This is a genomic window from Streptomyces hygroscopicus subsp. hygroscopicus (assembly GCF_001553455.1).
GTDB classification, from domain to species: domain Bacteria; phylum Actinomycetota; class Actinomycetes; order Streptomycetales; family Streptomycetaceae; genus Streptomyces; species Streptomyces hygroscopicus.
Genome location: NZ_BBOX01000377.1, coordinates 1 through 17,934 on the forward strand (window position 1 = coordinate 1; position 17,934 = coordinate 17,934).

The 17,934-nt window shown below is 66.8% G+C and carries 12 protein-coding genes and 1 pseudogene; 1 reads left to right on the forward strand and 12 read right to left on the reverse strand.

Annotated elements, in window-relative coordinates; translation table 11 throughout:
• From AXW62_RS32245 to eccD, 5 genes and pseudogenes are all read right to left on the reverse strand, one after another.
• Nucleotides 1–345, reverse strand: a pseudogene (locus tag AXW62_RS32245) (4-hydroxy-tetrahydrodipicolinate reductase); the annotation flags it as partial.
• 62 nt (nt 346–407) lie between these two features.
• Entirely contained in the window at nt 408–1,787 is a 1,380-nt protein-coding gene (locus AXW62_RS32250) for a M16 family metallopeptidase (protein WP_030841860.1), read from the reverse strand.
• Entirely contained in the window at nt 1,784–4,021 is a 2,238-nt protein-coding gene (locus tag AXW62_RS32255) for a polyribonucleotide nucleotidyltransferase (RefSeq protein WP_060947603.1), read from the reverse strand. Before AXW62_RS32255 ends, AXW62_RS32250 begins: the two co-directional genes overlap by 4 nt.
• A 557-nt stretch (nt 4,022–4,578) precedes the next feature.
• Nucleotides 4,579–4,866 carry a 30S ribosomal protein S15 gene (gene rpsO / locus AXW62_RS32260; protein ID WP_004947547.1) on the reverse strand — a complete coding sequence of 96 codons (288 nt, stop codon included), beginning with the start codon at nt 4,864–4,866 and terminating at the stop codon, nt 4,579–4,581.
• A gap of 335 nt (nt 4,867–5,201) precedes the next feature.
• On the reverse strand, nt 5,202–6,659 hold the full coding sequence (gene eccD / locus AXW62_RS32265) for a type VII secretion integral membrane protein EccD (RefSeq protein WP_060947604.1): 1,458 nt from the start codon (nt 6,657–6,659) through the stop codon (nt 5,202–5,204).
• Between the two features lie 173 nt (nt 6,660–6,832).
• Here eccD and eccCa point away from each other — a divergent pair, with 173 nt between their 5' ends.
• A complete protein-coding gene (gene eccCa, locus AXW62_RS32270) occupies nt 6,833–10,783 on the forward strand; it encodes a type VII secretion protein EccCa (protein ID WP_060947605.1) in 3,951 nt (1,316 codons plus the stop codon).
• Nucleotides 10,784–11,286: 503 nt separating this feature from the next.
• Here eccCa and AXW62_RS32275 read toward each other — a convergent pair.
• The 7 genes from AXW62_RS32275 to AXW62_RS41755 all read right to left on the reverse strand — a co-directional run.
• On the reverse strand, nt 11,287–11,598 hold the full coding sequence (locus AXW62_RS32275; RefSeq protein WP_030841849.1) for a WXG100 family type VII secretion target: 312 nt from the start codon (nt 11,596–11,598) through the stop codon (nt 11,287–11,289).
• Between the two features lie 77 nt (nt 11,599–11,675).
• Nucleotides 11,676–12,050 (reverse strand): WXG100 family type VII secretion target, encoded by a 375-nt coding sequence (locus AXW62_RS32280; protein ID WP_030841846.1) that lies wholly within the window; start codon nt 12,048–12,050, stop codon nt 11,676–11,678.
• A 133-nt stretch (nt 12,051–12,183) separates the two neighbouring features.
• Nucleotides 12,184–13,431 (reverse strand): S8 family serine peptidase, encoded by a 1,248-nt coding sequence (locus tag AXW62_RS32285; protein ID WP_060947606.1) that lies wholly within the window; start codon nt 13,429–13,431, stop codon nt 12,184–12,186.
• Nucleotides 13,432–13,471: 40 nt separating this feature from the next.
• Nucleotides 13,472–15,022: a WXG100 family type VII secretion target gene (locus tag AXW62_RS44185; RefSeq protein ID WP_159061005.1), complete on the reverse strand. Its 1,551-nt coding sequence runs from the start codon at nt 15,020–15,022 to the stop codon at nt 13,472–13,474.
• Nucleotides 15,023–15,036: 14 nt separating this feature from the next.
• Nucleotides 15,037–15,489 (reverse strand): DUF2563 family protein, encoded by a 453-nt coding sequence (locus tag AXW62_RS32295; protein ID WP_244503204.1) that lies wholly within the window; start codon nt 15,487–15,489, stop codon nt 15,037–15,039.
• A gap of 606 nt (nt 15,490–16,095) precedes the next feature.
• Nucleotides 16,096–16,689: a hypothetical protein gene (locus AXW62_RS44190; protein ID WP_079115902.1), complete on the reverse strand. Its 594-nt coding sequence runs from the start codon at nt 16,687–16,689 to the stop codon at nt 16,096–16,098.
• A partial coding sequence (locus tag AXW62_RS41755) for an alpha/beta hydrolase (RefSeq protein WP_159061006.1) occupies nt 16,682–17,934 on the reverse strand: 1,253 nt, incomplete at its 5' end. The genes AXW62_RS41755 and AXW62_RS44190, both read right to left, overlap by 8 nt.

Consider the following 17,934-nt stretch of genomic DNA (forward strand, 5'->3'; position numbering starts at 1 on the left):
GGTCAGCACGGCGCCGATGGAGAAGTTCGGGGCGATGAGCACGCCCGTGCGCGGCGCGGCGTCGAGCCAGCCGCCCAGCCGCGCCAGGCGCTCATCCGTCCAGCCGGTGGTGCCGACGACGCCGTGGATGCCGTGGCGGACACAGAACTCGAGGTTGTCCATCACCGAGGCCGGCTCGGTCAGCTCGACCGCCACCTCGGCGCCCGCCTCGACCAGGGTCGTGAGCTGGTCGCCCCGCCCCAGCGCGGCGACCAGTTCCATGTCCTCGGCGGCCTCCACGGCTCGTACCGCCTCGGAGCCGATCCGGCCCTTGGCACCGAGGACGGCCACACGCAGCTTGCTCATCGATCCTGTTTCCTTCGATTTTCCGTCGATTTTCCTTCGACGCGGACAGCTCTGGCAGGCACCTAGGCGACGGCCTCGTCGAGGCGGGCCGCCTGCTTGTCCTTCAGCGGGCCGATGACGGACAGCGAAGGACGCCGTCCCAGTACATCGCGCGCCACCTCGCGCACCTCGTCCGGGGTGACCGCCGCGATCCGCGCGAGCATGTCGTCCACCGACATCTGCTCGCCCCAGCACAGCTCGCTCTTGCCGATCCGGTTCATCAGCGCGCCGGTGTCCTCCAGGCCCAGCACCGTGGAGCCGGAGAGCTGGCCGACGGCGCGCCGCAGCTCCTCGTCGCTCAGGCCGTTCTCCGCGACCTGGGTGAGCTCGTCGCGGCAGATCTTGAGGACGTCGTGCACCTGGTTCGGGCGGCAGCCCGCGTAGACGCCGAACAGTCCGCAGTCGGCGAAGCTCGAGGTGTAGGAGTAGACGCTGTAGGCGAGTCCGCGCTTCTCCCGGACCTCCTGGAAGAGCCGGGAGCTCATCCCACCGCCGAGCGCGGTGTTGAGCACCCCGAGCGCCCAGCGGCGGTCGTCGGTGCGCGGGATGCCGGGCATGCCGAGGACCACATGGGCCTGCTCGGTCTTGCGGTTCAGCAGCCCGACCTTGCCCGCCGTACGGATCGCGCGGATGCCGTCGCGCGGCGCGACCGGGAGCGCGTCGGCGCGGGACAGGGCGCCCGCGCTGTCGAACGCGGCGTGCACCTGGCGGACGACGTCGTCGTGGTCCACATTGCCCGCGGCGGCGACGACCAGATGCGTCGGGTCGTAGTGCTTCCGGTAGAAGCGGGCGATCTGGTCGCGGCCCAGCGCGTTGACGGTGTCGACGGTGCCCAGGACCGGGCGGCCGAGCGGGGTGTCACCGAGCATGGTGTGGGCGAACAGGTCGTGCACGCAGTCGCCCGGGTCGTCCTCGGTCATCGCGATCTCTTCGAGGACGACACCGCGCTCCGCGTCCACATCGGCCGCGTCGATCACCGAGCCGGTCAGCATGTCGCAGACGACGTCGATGGCCAGCGGCAGATCGGTGTCGAGCACCCGCGCGTAGTAGCAGGTGTACTCCTTGGCGGTGAAGGCGTTCATCTCGCCGCCGACCGCGTCGATGGCGGCGGAGATGTCCAGCGCGGTGCGCCGCCGGGTGCCCTTGAAGAGCAGGTGCTCCAGGTAGTGGGTGGCGCCGCCGAGCGTACGGGTCTCATCGCGCGAGCCGACGTGCGCCCAGATGCCGAAGGTCGCCGAGCGCACGGACGGCAGGGTCTCGGTGACGACGCGCAGGCCCCCGGGGAGGGTCGTCTTGCGGACCGTGCCGATGCCGTTCTCGCCCTCGAGGAGCGTTTGGGTACGGGCGACGGCCCGCGCCTCCGAAGAGGCGCGGGCCGTCGCCGCCTGAGCGCGGGACGTCACTGGGAGGCTTCGTCCTTCTCGGTCTCGTCCGCCTTCGCCTCGTCCGCGCCCTCTTCTTCCTCGAGGACCGGGATCAGAGAGAGCTTGCCGCGCTGGTCGATCTCGGCGATCTCGACCTGGACCTTGGCGCCGACCTTCAGCACGTCCTCGACGTTCTCCACGCGCTTGCCGCCGGCGAGCTTGCGGATCTGCGAGATGTGCAGCAGGCCGTCCTTGCCCGGGAGCAGGGAGACAAAGGCACCGAAGGTGGTGGTCTTCACGACCGTGCCCAGGTAGCGCTCGCCGACCTCCGGCATGGTCGGGTTGGCGATGCCGTTGATCGTGGCGCGGGCGGCCTCGGCGGCCGGGCCGTCGGCGGCACCGATGTAGATGGTGCCGTCGTCCTCGATGGTGATGTCGGCGCCGGTGTCCTCCTGGATCTGGTTGATCATCTTGCCCTTGGGGCCGATGACCTCACCGATCTTGTCGACCGGGATCTTCACGGTGATGATCCGCGGCGCGTTGGGGGACATCTCGTCCGGGACGTCGATGGCCTCGTTCATCACATCGAGGATGTGCAGCCGGGCGTCACGGGCCTGCTTGAGGGCCGCGGCCAGCACGGACGCCGGGATGCCGTCCAGCTTGGTGTCCAGCTGCAGCGCGGTGACGAACTGCTTGGTGCCGGCGACCTTGAAGTCCATGTCGCCGAACGCGTCCTCCGCACCGAGGATGTCGGTGAGGGTGACGTAGTGGGTCTCGCCGTCGATCTCCTGGGAGATCAGGCCCATAGCGATGCCCGCGACCGGGGCCTTCAGCGGCACACCGGCGTTGAGCAGCGACATCGTCGAGGCGCAGACCGACCCCATGGAGGTCGAGCCGTTGGAGCCGAGCGCCTCGGAGACCTGGCGGATGGCGTACGGGAACTCCTCGCGCGTCGGCAGCACCGGGATCAGCGCCCGCTCGGCCAGGGCGCCGTGGCCGATCTCGCGGCGCTTGGGGGAGCCGACGCGGCCGGTCTCACCGGTGGAGTACGGCGGGAAGTTGTAGTTGTGCATGTAGCGCTTGCGCGTCTCGGGCGAGAGGGTGTCCAGCTGCTGCTCCATGCGGAGCATGTTCAGCGTGGTGACGCCCAGGATCTGGGTCTCGCCGCGCTCGAACAGCGCCGAGCCGTGGACCCGCGGAATCGCCTCGACCTCGGCGGCGAGCGTACGGATGTCCGTGACGCCGCGGCCGTCGATGCGCTTCTTCTCCTTGATGACGCGCTCGCGCACCAGGGTCTTGGTCAGCGAGCGGTACGCGGCGGAGATCTCCTTCTCGCGCCCCTCGAACTGCGGCAGCAGCTTCTCGGCGGCCACGCCCTTGACGCGGTCCAGCTCGGCCTCGCGCTCCTGCTTGCCCGCGATGGTCAGCGCCTGGGCCAGCTCGTCACGGACGGCGGCGGTCAGCGCCTCCAGGACGTCGTCCTGGTAGTCGAGGAAGATCGGGAACTCGCCGGTCGGCTTCGCGGCCTTGGCGGCGAGGTCCGCCTGCGCCTTGCACAGCACCTTGATGAAGGGCTTCGCCGCCTCCAGACCGGCGGCGACGACCTCCTCGGTGGGAGCCTCGGCGCCATCCTTGACGAGCTGGATGGTCTTCTCGGTGGCCTCGGCCTCGACCATCATGATCGCGACATCGCCGTCGTCCAGCACACGGCCGGCGACGACCATGTCGAAGACGGCCTCCTCCAGCTCGGAGTGGGTCGGGAAGGCCACCCACTGGCCCTTGATCAGGGCGACGCGGGTGCCGCCGATCGGACCGGAGAACGGCAGCCCGGCCAGCTGCGTGGAGCAGGAGGCGGCGTTGATCGCGACCACGTCGTAGAGGTGGTCGGGGTTGAGCGCCATGACCGTCTCGACGATCTGGATCTCGTTGCGCAGGCCCTTCTTGAAGGACGGGCGCAGCGGGCGGTCGATCAGACGGCAGGTGAGGATCGCGTCCTCGGAGGGGCGGCCCTCACGGCGGAAGAACGAGCCGGGGATGCGCCCCGCCGCGTACATCCGCTCCTCGACGTCGACCGTGAGCGGGAAGAAGTCGAGCTGGTCCTTGGGGTTCTTGGAAACGGTGGTGGCCGACAGCACCATGGTGTCGTCGTCCAGGTAGGCCACGGCCGAACCGGCGGCCTGACGGGCCAGCCGGCCCGTCTCGAAACGGATCGTGCGGGTGCCGAAGGTGCCGTTGTCGATGACGGCTTCGGCGTAGTGGGTCTCGTTCTCCACCAGGGAAATCTCCTCGTCTGCGTCCCTCGTCCGTGTGACGGTGGACGGTGGTGGAGCAGCGCCCCGGGCCTTGCGGGCCGGCGGCCGGGCCGGTCTTCGATCGAAGCCACCGGAATTACCAGTTCCGGGGGCCACTACCGAGGACCGGCTCCTGTGGCGCCGGTGCGGCGGGGAATGAGGCGCTCCTCCTCGTTCGTTATGGCGTTGTTGGGACCAGACTACAAAGCTTCGGCCGTCATCACGACGGCTGTGTTGCCCGGTCCCTACGGTACGTAGCGAACCCGCTACGTACCGGTGCGATGGCCGTACGGGCCACCTTTGGCTGAAACCGTACGGCGCGGGGCGGTGGCCCGCGTACGCATCGCGGAGGACGCGGCGTACGGCGCCTGCGTAGGGCGCTTGCTCAGGGCTTTCGTCTGTGCTCTTCACTCAAGGCTTCGGCTGGTGGCCTTCACCCGGGGCTTCGGCTCACGGCGCCGCGCCGGCGTCTGACGCACGGTGCCGCGTACGGCAAAGGGAGCGGTCCCCGTCGCGGGAACCGCTCCCTTCATGGCGTCTTACTTGGCGCCCGCCGCACCCCGGCGGATGCCCAGGCGCTCCACCAGCGCACGGAAGCGCGTGATGTCCTTCTTCGCCAGGTACTGCAGCAGCCGGCGGCGCTGGCCGACCAGGAGCAGCAGACCCCGGCGGGAGTGGTGGTCGTGCTTGTGGGTCTTGAGGTGCTCGGTGAGGTCGGAGATGCGGCGCGTGAGCAGCGCGACCTGGACCTCGGGGGAGCCGGTGTCGCCCTCCTTGGTGGCGAACTCGGACATGATCTGCTTCTTGGTAGCGGCGTCGAGCGACACTCGGTACTCCTTGCTTTCGTCATCAGCCGCCGAGTGCCCCTGGTCGTTGTCTCAGGGGATCTTCCGTGACTCGGGAGGCGGGGTCCGCTGGGCGCTGTCTCCCGAGACTCGGAGCCTCCGGGGAACGCGTACACAAACGGCCAGGAGTCAGGGTACCAGCGTCCTGCCCCGGGGGCGGGGGCAGCCGGGCTGCGGCAGGAGTCCCGTCCGCGGCACACCCCCGCGCGGCGGTCCCGGTGGCGCCCCCGAGCCCCGCGACGCCACAGCGACGCCGCAACGACGCAGCACGGGGAAGCGGGCGTCAGGGCAGGGACCCGGCGGCGATCGGCATGCGCTCAGCCGCTGGTCAGGCTCCGTGCCGAGCTGTAGACGTCCAGGACGGCGAGGCACAGGGGCACCAGGGAGAGCAGGAAGGCGCTCTCGGCCAGGTCGGACAGGCGTCCCCAGAAGGGCGACAGACCCTTCTTCGGAATGATCAGAGCGACGGCGATGATCAAACCGGCGCCCACGGTGACGGCCGCGGCGAGCCAGATCGTGCGGATGTCCAGCGGCCCGCGGTCGTTCTCGGTCAGGAGCTCGCGGATCGCGTCGGCCGGCGGGTTCAGCGACAGCCCCAGCACGAGCAGGGCCAGGGCGAGCAGACCCGCGCCGAGCACGGCGGCGACCTGGGCCGTGTACCGGAAGAGGCGGGCACGCAGCAGCATCGCCAGCCCGGCGGCGAGCGCGAGCAGCTGCGCCCAGACGCCGTCGGAGAAGCCGAGGACCGCGGCGGCGCCGACGACGACGGCCGAGCAGCCGCCGACCATGCCCAGCAGCATCTCGTGGCCACGACGGGTCTGGGCGGCGATGCGGTGGATGTCGAGGGGCTCGGCGTCCACCTCGGCGTCCAGATCATCGGCCGACGAGCGGGGCGCGGCATAACCGATGGGCAGCCGGGCGACCCGGGCCGACAGGCCCGGCAGGAAGGCGATCGCTCCGATCGCGACGACGGCGCACACGGCGGCCGTCTCGGTGGCGCCGGAGTCGGTGAGGATTTCGCAGAACGTGGCGAGGGTGCCGACGCTCGCCGCGAAGACGGCCGCGACGAACGGTGCGTCGCCGCTGGGCATGACGACGACCAGGACGACGGAGCCGATGAGCACCGCGACACAGCCGAGCAGGAACTGGAGCCGTCCCACGCCCTCTCCGGCGTCCAGGGCCAGGACCCCCGATCCGGCGATCATGAGATGGGGAAGGGCCGCCAGGCCCAGGGCGATGGCGGAGGCGCGGTCCTCGTACACCCGTGCCCGCACCCCGGCGAGGGCGGTCAACAGCACGCCGACGGCGGCGGCGATGACCCCCGGGAGTCCGTGCATGTCGTGCTCGACCGGGTCGGCGAACCAGAGCACGAAGCCCATGAGGATCAGCAGCAGCGACCCCCCGAGCAGCCCGGCGGCGCGCAGGAACCGGTCGTTCCACAGGGTGCGGTCGCGTGTGACCGCGGAGGCGATCGCATCGGACACGTCGTCGTAGACGGCGGGCGGCAGCGACTCGGCGAAGGGCCGCAGCGCCAGCAACTCCCCGTCCAGGACCTGCTGGGCGAGCAGCGAGCGGCTGCCGTCCAGGACCGTTCCGTCGCGGCGCACGAGGTGGTAGCCGGTGGGAGCGCCGGTCGGCTGGGTCTGGCCGGTCAGGCGCAGGATTTCGGGGTAGACGTCGGCGACAGGGATGTCCTCCGGAAGAGCGACATCGATCCGGCTGTCGGGCGCGACGACGGTCACCCTGCAGAAACCGGTTGTTGCGGACGTACTCACGTGTGGGGCCCCCTGGTTCGGTCTGCGACATCGCCGGTGTCATGCGCGCGGCGGCCACCCTACCGGGGCCCTGGAACGATGACGCCGATAGGATCGCTGACTCGCGGAGGGAGGCCGTCGCCACGGGGGTGCCGGACGAGAACTGTCCCTCCGTGTGGAGGATGAGGGATCCGGTGAGCCAGGTCGTCGTCAAGCGCCAGCCACGGGCTCTGCCACCCGAGGTACCGACCGACGAACTCCACCTCGAACCACCCCCGGAACTGCCGCGCGGTCAGCAAGAAGGCATGCTGATGCAGTTGCTGCCGACGCTCGGCATGGGCTCGTCGATGGTCTACTTCTTCATGCCGGGCGCCGCCCCCATGATGAAGATCATGGGCGTGATGATGATGTTCTCCACGCTCGCCATGACCATCGCCATGATCACGCGGCACCGGCAGGGCTCGCAGGGGCAGCGGGCGGACATGCGCCGCGATTACCTCAAGTACCTCGCGCAGACGCGCCGGACGGTACGGCGCACGGCCCGGCGGCAGCGCGACGCCCAGTTCTATCTGCACCCCGCTCCCGAGCAGTTGTGGGCGATCGTCGCCGAAGGCAGCCGGGTGTGGGAACGGCGGCTGACCGACGACGACTTCGTGCAGGTGCGGCTCGGCCTCGGCACACAGCAGCTCTCCACCCCCCTGGTCGCCCCCGAGACCGCCACCGTGGATCAGCTGGAGCCGCTGACGGCGGGCGCCATGCAGCGTTTTCTCGCGACCCAGGGGTCACTGGACAACCTGCCCATGGCGGTGTCGCTGCGCGCCTTCTACCACCTGACCGTGTCCGGCGCTCCGGAGCAGGTGCACGGGATCGCAAGGGCACTGATCGCCCAGCTGGCGACCCTGCATTCGCCGGAGGACCTGGTCATCGCGACGGTCACCTCGCGCGGTGCGGCCGAGCAGTGGGAATGGACGAAGTGGCTCCCGCACACGCAGGTGCCCGGGGCGTTCGACGGCGCGGGCACGCGGCGGCTGTTCGGCGACTCCCTGGCCGAGGTGGAGGAGCTGCTGAGGGGGCGGCTGGAAGGCCGTACCCGCTTCAGCAGGGACGGGCAGCCGCTCCTCGACCAACCGCATCTGGTGCTCGTGCTCGACGGCGCGATGGTGCCGCCGGACTCGGCGTTCGCGGCGCCCGAGGGTCTGCAGGGCGTCACCGTCATCGAGATCGTGCCGGGGGAACTCGACGAGCCGCGCGGCGGTCTGTCGATCGTCGTACGGCCGGGCAAGCTGCAGTTGGAGTCGCAGGTCGCCGCGTACGACGGCACCCCCGACACGCTGTCGATGGAAGCGGCGGAGGCGCTCGCACGGCAGCTCGCGCCGCTGCGCATGGGCGGGGACGACGACGATGAGCCGCTGCTCGCCAACCTCGATTTCACCGAGCTGCTGGGGCTGGGCGACGCCGGTTCGGTGGACGTCTCCCGGACCTGGCGGCCCCGCTCGCTGGCCGAGCGGCTGCGCGTGCCGATCGGTGTGTCGGAGGACGGCTCCCCGGTCATGCTGGACCTGAAGGAGGCCGCGCAGGACGGGATGGGCCCGCACGGGCTGTGCGTCGGCGCGACCGGCTCGGGCAAGTCCGAGCTGCTGCGGACCCTGGTGCTGGGGCTGGCCGTCACGCACTCGTCCGAGACCCTCAACTTCGTCCTCGCGGACTTCAAGGGCGGCGCCACCTTCGCGGGGATGTCGGAGCTGCCCCATGTGGCCGCGGTCATCACCAACCTCGCCGACGATCTGACGCTGGTCGACCGCATGCGCGACTCGATCACCGGTGAGCTGCAGCGCCGTCAGGAGCTGCTGCGGTCGGCGGGCAACTACGCGAACATCCACGACTACGAGAAGGCGCGGGCGGCCGGAGCCCCGCTGGAGCCTCTGGCATCACTCGTTCTGGTGATCGACGAGTTCAGCGAGCTGTTGACGGCGAAGCCGGACTTCATCGAGATGTTCATCCAGATCGGCCGCATCGGCCGGTCGCTGGGCGTGCACCTGCTGCTCGCCTCGCAGCGGCTGGAGGAGGGCCGGCTGCGCGGACTCGAGACGTACCTCTCCTACCGCATCGGTCTGCGCACCTTCTCCGCCGCCGAGTCCCGTACGGCCCTGGGCGTGCCGGACGCCTATCACCTTCCCCCCGTGCCCGGCTCCGGCTATCTGAAGTTCGGCACCGACGAGATGACCCGCTTCAAGGCGGCCTACGTCTCCGGCCCGTACCGCACGGGGCACGCGCACCTCGACAACGCCTCCCTGCCCGTCGAGCGGCGGCCGGTCCTCTTCACCGCCGCCCCGGTCCCGGTGACGTACGCGGCCCCGGACCCGGAGACGCTGAACGCCCCGGCCCGGCCCGATGACGACGCGCTGGCGGAGACGGTCCTGGACGTCATCGTGAGCCGTCTGGAAGGCCAGGGCCAGCCCGCCCACCAGGTCTGGCTGCCGCCCCTGGACGAGGCTCCCGCCCTGGACGAACTGCTGCCCCCGCTGGCCCCCACCCGGGAACGCGGTCTGCAGTCGGCGGACTACGCCAGGCCGGGCGGCCTCGTCGTGCCCCTGGGCCTCATCGACAAGCCGTTCGAGCAGCGGCGCGACATCCTCTACCGGGACTTCTCCGGCGCCGCCGGCCACATGCTGGTGGTGGGCGGCCCCCAGTCCGGCAAGTCCACCCTGATGCGCACCCTGGTCACCGCCTTCGCCCTCACCCACACCCCGGCCGAGGTGCAGTTCTACGGACTCGACTTCGGTGGCGGCGGAATGAGCGCCATCGCGGACCTGCCCCATGTGGGCGGGGTCGCCTCCCGCCTGGACCCGGAGAAGGTACGGCGGACCGTCGCGGAGGTCGCCGGGGTGCTCGCCCGGCGCGAGGAGTACTTCCGCGCCCAGAACATCGACTCCATCGCCACCTACCGACGCCAGCGCGCGGCCGGACAACACGCCGACCAGGGCTGGGGCGACGTCTTTCTCATCATCGACGGCTGGGGCAACTTCAAGGCCGAGTACGACATGCTGGAAGGCATCGTCACCGATATCGCCGGCCGGGGCCTCGGCTACGGCATCCATGTCGTCATCACCGCCTCCCGCAACATGGAGGTCCGCGCCTCGCTGAAGGACCAGCTGCTCAACCGGCTGGAGCTGCGCCTGGGCGACACGATGGACTCGGAGTTCGACCGCAAGGTCGCCGCGAACGTCCCGGTCGGCGTCCCCGGCCGCGGACAGCTTCCGGAGAAACTCCACTTCATGGGCGCCCAGCCGCGCATCGACAAGGGCCACGACCCCGACGGCATGACCGAGGCGACGACCGAACTGGTCCGCGCCGTCAGCGCCGCCTGGCCGGGCCCGCCCGCCCCGCGCGTACGGCTGCTCCCGCGCAAGCTCCGCGCGGAGGAACTCCCCAAGGGCTTCGAATACCCGCAGCACGGGATCGCGATCGGCATCGACGAAACGAACCTGGAACCCGTATTCATCGACTTCGAGACCGACCCGTTCTTCGTCATCTTCGGCGAAAGCGAATCGGGCAAGACCTCGCTCATCCGTCTGATCGCCAAGCAGCTCGTCGAGCGCTACGGCCCGGATGAAGCGAAGATCGTGGTCGGCGACTACCGCCGTTCCCTCCTCGGTGTCATTCCGGACAGCCACCTCCTCGAATACGCGCCGATCGCCTCCGCGCTGGAACTCCACGCGAACGCCCTCAACGGACTGATGGAACGACGCGCCCCCAAGCCGGACATCACTCCGCAGCAACTCCGGGACCGCAGTTGGTGGAGCGGCCCGCAGTTCTTCGTGATCATCGACGACTACGAGCTGGTATCCACCAGCAGCGGCAACCCACTGGCAGTACTGACCGAGAACCTGCCCTTCGCCCGCGACGTCGGCATGCGCTTCATCATCGCCCGCAATTCCGCGGGCGCCTCCCGCTCGATGTTCGAGTCCTTCATGCAGCGCGTGAAGGAACTGGGCGCCCAGGGCATGGTCCTGTCCGGCGACCCCGCCGAGGGCGACGTCTTCGGCGGCGTCCGCCCCCGGCCCATGCCACCCGGCCGCGGTTTCTTCGTCTCCCGCAAGCGCGGGGTGCCGCTCACCCAGGTGGGGTGGCTGCCGGAGCAGTGACGCCGGAACGCGGTGGGCACGGCCGCACGCTGGCTATTGCCGACTTTTGATGACACAACTGCCGCGGGAATCCGGCGGCTTCATATGAGCTAGGGCGACGTACGACGTACGACGTACGGCGACACGTGGCCCCAGCTCCGAGCCACGGCCACGGCCACGGAGAAACAGGAAACGCGTACGCGGCTTCGTCACGCGGACGGCGGGGACACGGCGGGTACGTCCTCTCAAGCAGGCCAAAGAAGAACAGCAGCTGAACAAGTCGGCCAAAGAAACTCGCGCGCTCGCGGCGTTTACCGCAGGTGGCACGCGATATGACGCAAGGATGGTTCAAGTGCCCCGGGTCCGAAGGCTGTGCGCCGCCACCGGATCCGAACCTACGGTGATTGGCTGGTGAGCCTGAGCCCACCAGGGTGCGCAGTAGGCCCAGTGCCGCCCTCCATGGACATGGGGGTGGACAACCCGCCTCAGCGGTTGCCCACCCCCATCTGCTGGCGGCCAGGCCCTCAGAAAGCGATGTCCTGGAACAGCTGGGCCGACTTCTTGTCGGTCGCGTGGTAGTCCATACTGCCGGTCCTGACCTTGGTCGCCACCTCTTTGAGCGTGCTCTCGATGTGGTTGGCCCGCGTCTTGAACTGCCTCTCGGCGGCCAGCATCATCTGGTGAGCCTCGCCCTCCCAGCCGTCGGTGACGGCCTTGACCGCGGCGATGATGGTCTCGATCTGCTGGCTGACCACCCTGGCGCCCCGCTCGAGGTCACCGGCGGTGTCCTCGAGCGAGTTGTATGTGACCTTGATGTCCATCCCGTCACCGGACACTTGTGCTCCACCCCTCGTGGTGTCTTGATGGTTGTCGATCGGCTCTGCCTCAGGGGCCTCGACGGCCCCCTCGACGGCTAGAACTGATCGACCTTGCTGTGGGCCAGGCCATCCGCACCACGGCCGAGGTGCCCGCCAGCCGCGCTGCCATTGACGTCAATGCTGCGCAGCTGGGACGCGATCTCACTGTCATTGGCACCACCCGAACGGTGCGTGAGCTGCACCGCCTCGTGGATGTTGACGATGAGCTGACGCAGGGCCTCGTGATCCTCGTTCAGGCTGATCTGCGCCTGCTTGAAGGCGCTTCCTCCCTGACCGGTCCATGCCGTCTCCACCGTGTCAATGGCGTTGATCAGCGTGCGCAGGTTCTGTGAGAGGTCCTCACTGACGCGGCCGAGGTCGCTCTCGAACTTCCGGAAGTGTGCGTCGCTTATCCGCTGCGAGCCCGACATCTTTCCACCTTCCCCCATGATGTGTTGGTGAGCCGAGCTGGGGATTTCGTCAGCTCACCACTCTGTGGAACTCCTACCCGACATGGCAGGAAGCGTATAGCTGTAGCTGGTGCTGTGCTGGTACTGGTACTGGTTACGGCCTGGCCATCGTTCCGCCTCGACGCCGCACGACGGTGAAGGCGACCGCGGCCCCGGCGACCACAACGATGCCCGCACCCAGGGCGACCCAGAGCGTACTGTTACCGCCGCCGTCGTCGCTCGCTTTGGCCTCCCCTGCGGGTTTCTCGGCAGCCCGCTTATCCGACGCGGGCTGTGAGCCGTCCTCCGCCGGCTGAGACGCCGATTCGGAAGGCTTTGGTTTCGTCGCCCCCTCACGAGCGAGCAACGGATTGGTGTTGGCGGGCCCCGGATCACCCTCGCCGTCGATGAGGACCTTACGAGGCCGGACCGAGCCGTATCCGACATAACTGCTCGGGATGTCACCGCTCTTGGGCTTCGCGGCGGTCTGCATCATGACGCGCAGGACCTGGTTGTTGGTCCACTCGGGGTGCTTGGACCAGATCAGGGCAGCGGAGGCGGAGGTGATGGCGGTGGCTTGGCTGGTCCCGCGCGATGTGCAGACGTTGTCCCCGCAGTGTTTGGGGATCTCATCCCCGATGGCCACCAGCCCCACTTGGTCACCATGGGTGGAGAACCCAGCCACTTTCCCTTCACGGTTGATCGCACCCACTCCTACGACACCAGGCAACGAAGAAGGGTACTCAGGAAAGTTATTTTTGTCCCCGCTGTTGCCCGTGGCGGCGAATATCAAGGCACCTTTATTAATGGCGTACTTTACGGCGGACTGAGACTTAGCGAAATAGGCGGAACTCGTACCCTCTGTACCTAGGGAAATGTTCAGGACTCGCGCGCCGTGATCAACCGCATACCTGATAGCCCTGGCGAGTAGCGGGTCAGCGGCATCCGTCTTACCATTGACAACAGCTTTGATAGGCAAGATCTTGGACTCTGGCGCCAGCCCTTGAATACCACCACCGTCTCCTGTGCCGGCGATGAGCGCCGCCATAGTGGTCCCGTGACCGGTTTCGTCATCATGTGGATTTGTCGGGGAGTTAGAGGCATCTGTGCCCTGCAATACTCGCCCCCGTAGCTCGGGTAGCGACGCCTTAACGCCTGAGTCGATAACGGCCACAGTGACGCCCTTGCCCTTGCTTACCTTCCACATACCGTCGGCCTGCATGTCATTCAGGTACCACTGCTGGGAGCTGATATCCTGCGCAGCTGCCGCGGGCGCAATACCACCCAGCACCATAAGTCCGGCTCCGAGCGTCGCCAGAGCCGACAAGGAACGCTGCCGCGTTCCGTACTTCTGAAATGGCATAGGTGAGTGCTCTCCTCGGCATTGCGCAGGACATGTCGGTCTAGTCGATGACCGGCGGGACCGTGTCACGCCGTCCACCCGCCCAGGTCTCTTCGTCTTCCTGAAGGTAATCGGGCCTGGAGCTGGCGTCCGAGCTGTTCGACGCCCCCCTACCGGAGCGCCGCATCGGTTCTGACACCTGATTGCCACGGACGAGCCCGGACCCTCCTGGCGTGAACTCCGACTGTGATCCGCGCCCGGAGCGCGTACTGCCGACGGCACCACCGGACTCCGACGCAAGCCGCCGCCCCTGGCCACCCCCACCCACAGGCCCGTTCGTACCACGCTCAGTTGAGGGGCCGCCTGCACCCAGCGGACCACGCTTCGGCGGAATACCGTGCTCATCCCCGACGACCGTGCCCCGCGGCAGACGCTGCCCGTTCACATTGTTCGATCCTCGTGGGCTGTCCACGGTCCCGCCTCGCTCAGAGGCGAGCCGTCGCCCCGGCACGCTGCTCCCGGACCGAGGCGTATCGCCGAAACCGTGTGTGGCGGGGCCCACCGGTCCACGCTTCATCAGTCCCTGCTCTTCTCCGACAACCCTGCCACGGGGAATCCGTGGTGCGGTGGTTTCCCCTGGCGGACGAGCCTGCTTTCCACCATGCACACCGTCCGGCAGTCCGGTTCGAGGAGGGGGCATCGACCGAGACTGCTTACCAGCGCCTTGGTAAGGGCTGACAGGCCCTCGAACGGGGTTGCCCCCTCCTCGCCTGATCGGCGGGGCACTTGGCAGAAGCGGCCTGGGACTATTTGGCCCTACAGGCTTTACGTGCTGCTCCACATCCTGCGGTGGCGAAGCAGGCAGCCTGCTTGTGTCGATGACGTCAGGTGAAGGTGGCGTCTGCGTGGAGTCAAGGCTCGTCCTAGTCTCCGGCACAGTATTCGGCAGGCTTTCAACACCCAAGGCACCACGTCCCGAGGGGTCGACTGCAGGCTTATGCACGGTGGTAGTACCCGTGCTCCCGTCGAAATGAGAAGCAGCGGAGAGCGGGGTGCCTGCGTCGGATTGGAGCGTCCCTGAGGAGTTGGTGGCATGGGAGACAAGGGGCTCCTCGTGTTGCACGAACCCAGCCGGCAACGGCGGAAAGTTCGGCTCCTCCAGCCCGTTGATCTCCGTGTACGCCGTCTCGTAGTACGAGTCCAGCTTGTCCATCTGCCGGAGCGCTTCCAGGTGGTGCTTGTCCGCGACCGCCTGCTCCGCATCGCTCTTGTGCTTCTTGTCGTCAGCAGCCGTCGGCGCCGGCATCGCGGCCTTGACCTCGCTCAGGCCCTGGCCCGCAGTGCTCATGTGCAGGCCGACGAGCAGGGTGTAGTCGGCCATCTTGTGGGTCTGCTTGGCGACCTCGCGACCCCACTCACGGAAGGCGTCGGCGCCCTCGCCCTCCCAGTGCACCCGTTCGGCGTGCGCCTTGAGTTCGTCCGCGATGGCATTGATGTCGTCGAAGGCAGCCATCAACGCGGCCCCGACACTGGTCAGCTGGTCCGGCTTCGCGGTCGCGACCATGTTGTAGAGCTCGTCGTGGGACCGTTTCTCGAACTTTCCCCCGGCCATCTACCTTCTCCCCCTCACAGCGCGTCGCCCCCGACCTCTTTGCTGCCGTGATTCCCATCCTGGTCAGCGTGGTTCTGGGTCGGCTGGCGGTAGTACTTCCAAGCCCGCGCCTGGATCTCCCGCATCCGGCGGGCCTGCTCGGCGTCCATGCCGTCGTAGCCACGTTCGGCGACGATGGCCATGAGACCCATGGCCTCGATCTGCTCGCCGAAGGACTGGGCGAGGTTCTCCAGCCGCGAATGAACCTTCTCGTAGAGGTTGGCCAGGTCATCCGAAGAGGTGAACCCGGGACCCGAGCCGTACGCGTCCCGGGTGATCGCCTGTTCCGAGATCGTTTTGCGGGACGCCGGGGACTTCTCAAGGTCGGTCAGTACCTTGTCCAGGCGCTTCTTGAACCTGGCGAGCGTCTCGGCTTCCTTGACCAGCCTCTTGCCGAACGGCGTCTGCGGCTCAGACCCTGGCTCCATGGGCCCCACGCTGTCCCTCCCCGTATGACACCAACGATGTCCTAAGCCACTCTATCCATCAGCCTCGGACACCCCAACTGCCTGGCGGTCGTGGGCCGTCGACGGTTCAGCAACAGTTCTCCGTCTCAAACGATGCATACCGAGGCACACCTCACATCGCTCACGCTAACGACTCCACCACAGACGTGCCTGAGTACGCATACCTATTTCCCGGGGCGACAGCACAGGCGTGCGGCCCGACGCTGCCGACCCCAGCAGCCGCACGGCGGGGCACTGTACGGCTGTCTACAGCGGGAGGCGGGCCGGAGTACCGGGTCACGTTGCGGCGTGGCCGGGCCGGCGGCATGAGCACCTCCGCCGACTATTGACCGTGGGGTTTGTAAGCCTTATCGACATAGCAGGGCGACCCGGAGTTCAGAGAGGCTGAGGATCTTGCTGGACTGCTGCCTGGCCAGGCCCTTCGCATCTACTAGTGCCGTACGCTGTGGCCTTTTCGTCCACACCGTCATCGTCTTTTGTCACCATCGAGTGTTCTGCCGCGGCGATGACGACGCATACCGTGAGGACAAGGCATCAGGCAGTTTTACACCGCATGGCACCCGCCAGTTAGAGTTCAGCCCCCTTGGGAGCACGGTAACAGCGGGAGTCGACGTCCACGCTGATCAATTCCTCGAGATCCCCTGATCGTTCCTTGGCCCACTCGATCTGCACCCAATGGTGCGTCCGGCGATTGACTGCCACGATCTCCGGGTTCCGCGCCCGCGATTTGGTCTCACCCTCTTGCGTGATTTCCCAACCATGTTTCGGCAAGCGCTCACGGACGTTCCGCATCGCCGTCTCGAATGTTCCTTTACTCAATTTATAGACCGACCACGGGTGATGGATTGTGTAATATTTCGTCAGGTCGGGATCAATCGCCTCACAGACACTTACCGCCGCTCCTGACTCAGTGACCTTTCCCTCTACTCCCATCCAGTCCAGAAGGTTGCTGGAAATCGCGTTGACCTCTTGTTTTGCGTCTTCAACAGCGCGGACCTCTGGCTTGTAGCCGAGCTTGGCCTCTGCATTACCTTTGTTTTCAGAGTTATCATTCATTGATGAACATCCCGTCAGAACCAGCGGAGCCGTCACCACGACACAAAAAACCAACCATGAAAATTTTCGGGACTTTCGCAGAAGCCCAAAGCGCGGCTCACTCAAGTGTCACACCCATGTAGTCGCCTACAATAACCCGTGCCTGATTTTTCAGGCTGACAGATGGCCTTTGGTGATCGTCCACTTTCCAATACCCACCGTGGTCATCCGAATCTGATTCCATGACATGCCCACCGAACTCTCTGTCGGTGGGAATTACCCCGTTACCTCCCAGTCCGACGCGCCGTCCACCCTCTCGTACAAACCAGTCGTCACTTCCCACACCTCCAGCTTTCATGGCCCACATATGGTCAGGATCTATACCGAGATCAGCGGCATGTTCAGCCTGCATGCCAGGACTCCCTGCCGCGATCACATCGTCGGCGGGCAACGGGTCGCTCCAGGTGTCCGCGTAGTCGCTACGGTATTTAGCCGCATCCCCTATAACCGTACTGCCGTAGCTGTGACCAATAACGGTGGTGTGGGCAGTGCCACCAGTGGCGGCCTCATGAGCCACCCTATTACCGTCAAGGAACTCACGCAGGGCAGGAGCAGCTTTTTCTGCGTACTTATCGCTTGTAGCGTTAGGGATTTGGTTCGGGGCATCGTAATCGAACCATGTAATCGTAGAAATCTTGTCTCCAGGCGAAAGCGTATGGCTCTCCTGCCACAGCGTCACACCTCGGTTCAGGTCACCGTCAATGCCACCTAGATGTGTTTTTGTTCCCGGTACGTACAGCGCAGTGTGGTCTGCTGTATCCGGATTCCCATTTGCTAGAACAACCCGCCCGTCGTCGTTGGGATCGAACCTAAGGAGATACGCCTCAGGCAGACCGCCTTCACCTGTTCTATCGAAACGTTTTTGAATAGCCTTCACCCCTTCCAAAGCGGATTTCAGGTGCGCCCTCCTTCCTTCATACTTCTGGCGCCATTCGAGCCATTCATCACTGTATCTTATGGCCCTACTACTAGAGACATATTTAGGTTTGGGCTCCTCGGGTATGTTCTTGTACTGGGTTTGATACTCCGCCCGTTTCTCCTCGAATATGGCACGATTTGCCTCATCACGGACGTCCGCCGGAAGACCATTCAGGTTGCCGACGCTGTCGGGGTGCATGGAAATGTAGTCGGCCTTCTCCTGCTCGGAAAGTCCCTTCCACCAGTCCGCATTCGATTTCGGATCGCCATCTTTAGGCGGAGGCTTGATCTCGCCCAAGTACTCCTTCGCACCACTGCGGACTTCCCCGGTGTCTTTTTTGGCATCGACCCAGTCCTCTGCGGCGACGGACAGGTCGTCGTCGGCCTTCAACG

Bases quoted from the DNA above. Each gene is read 5' to 3' on its own strand.
- AXW62_RS32280 (WP_030841846.1), bottom strand. From the start codon at position 12,050: ATGTCGGGCTCGCAGCGGATAAGCGACGCACACTTCCGGAAGTTCGAG.
- AXW62_RS44185 (WP_159061005.1), bottom strand. From the start codon at position 15,022: ATGGCCGGGGGAAAGTTCGAGAAACGGTCCCACGACGAGCTCTACAAC.
- AXW62_RS32285 (WP_060947606.1), bottom strand. From the start codon at position 13,431: ATGCCATTTCAGAAGTACGGAACGCGGCAGCGTTCCTTGTCGGCTCTG.
- AXW62_RS32295 (WP_244503204.1), bottom strand. From the start codon at position 15,489: ATGGAGCCAGGGTCTGAGCCGCAGACGCCGTTCGGCAAGAGGCTGGTC.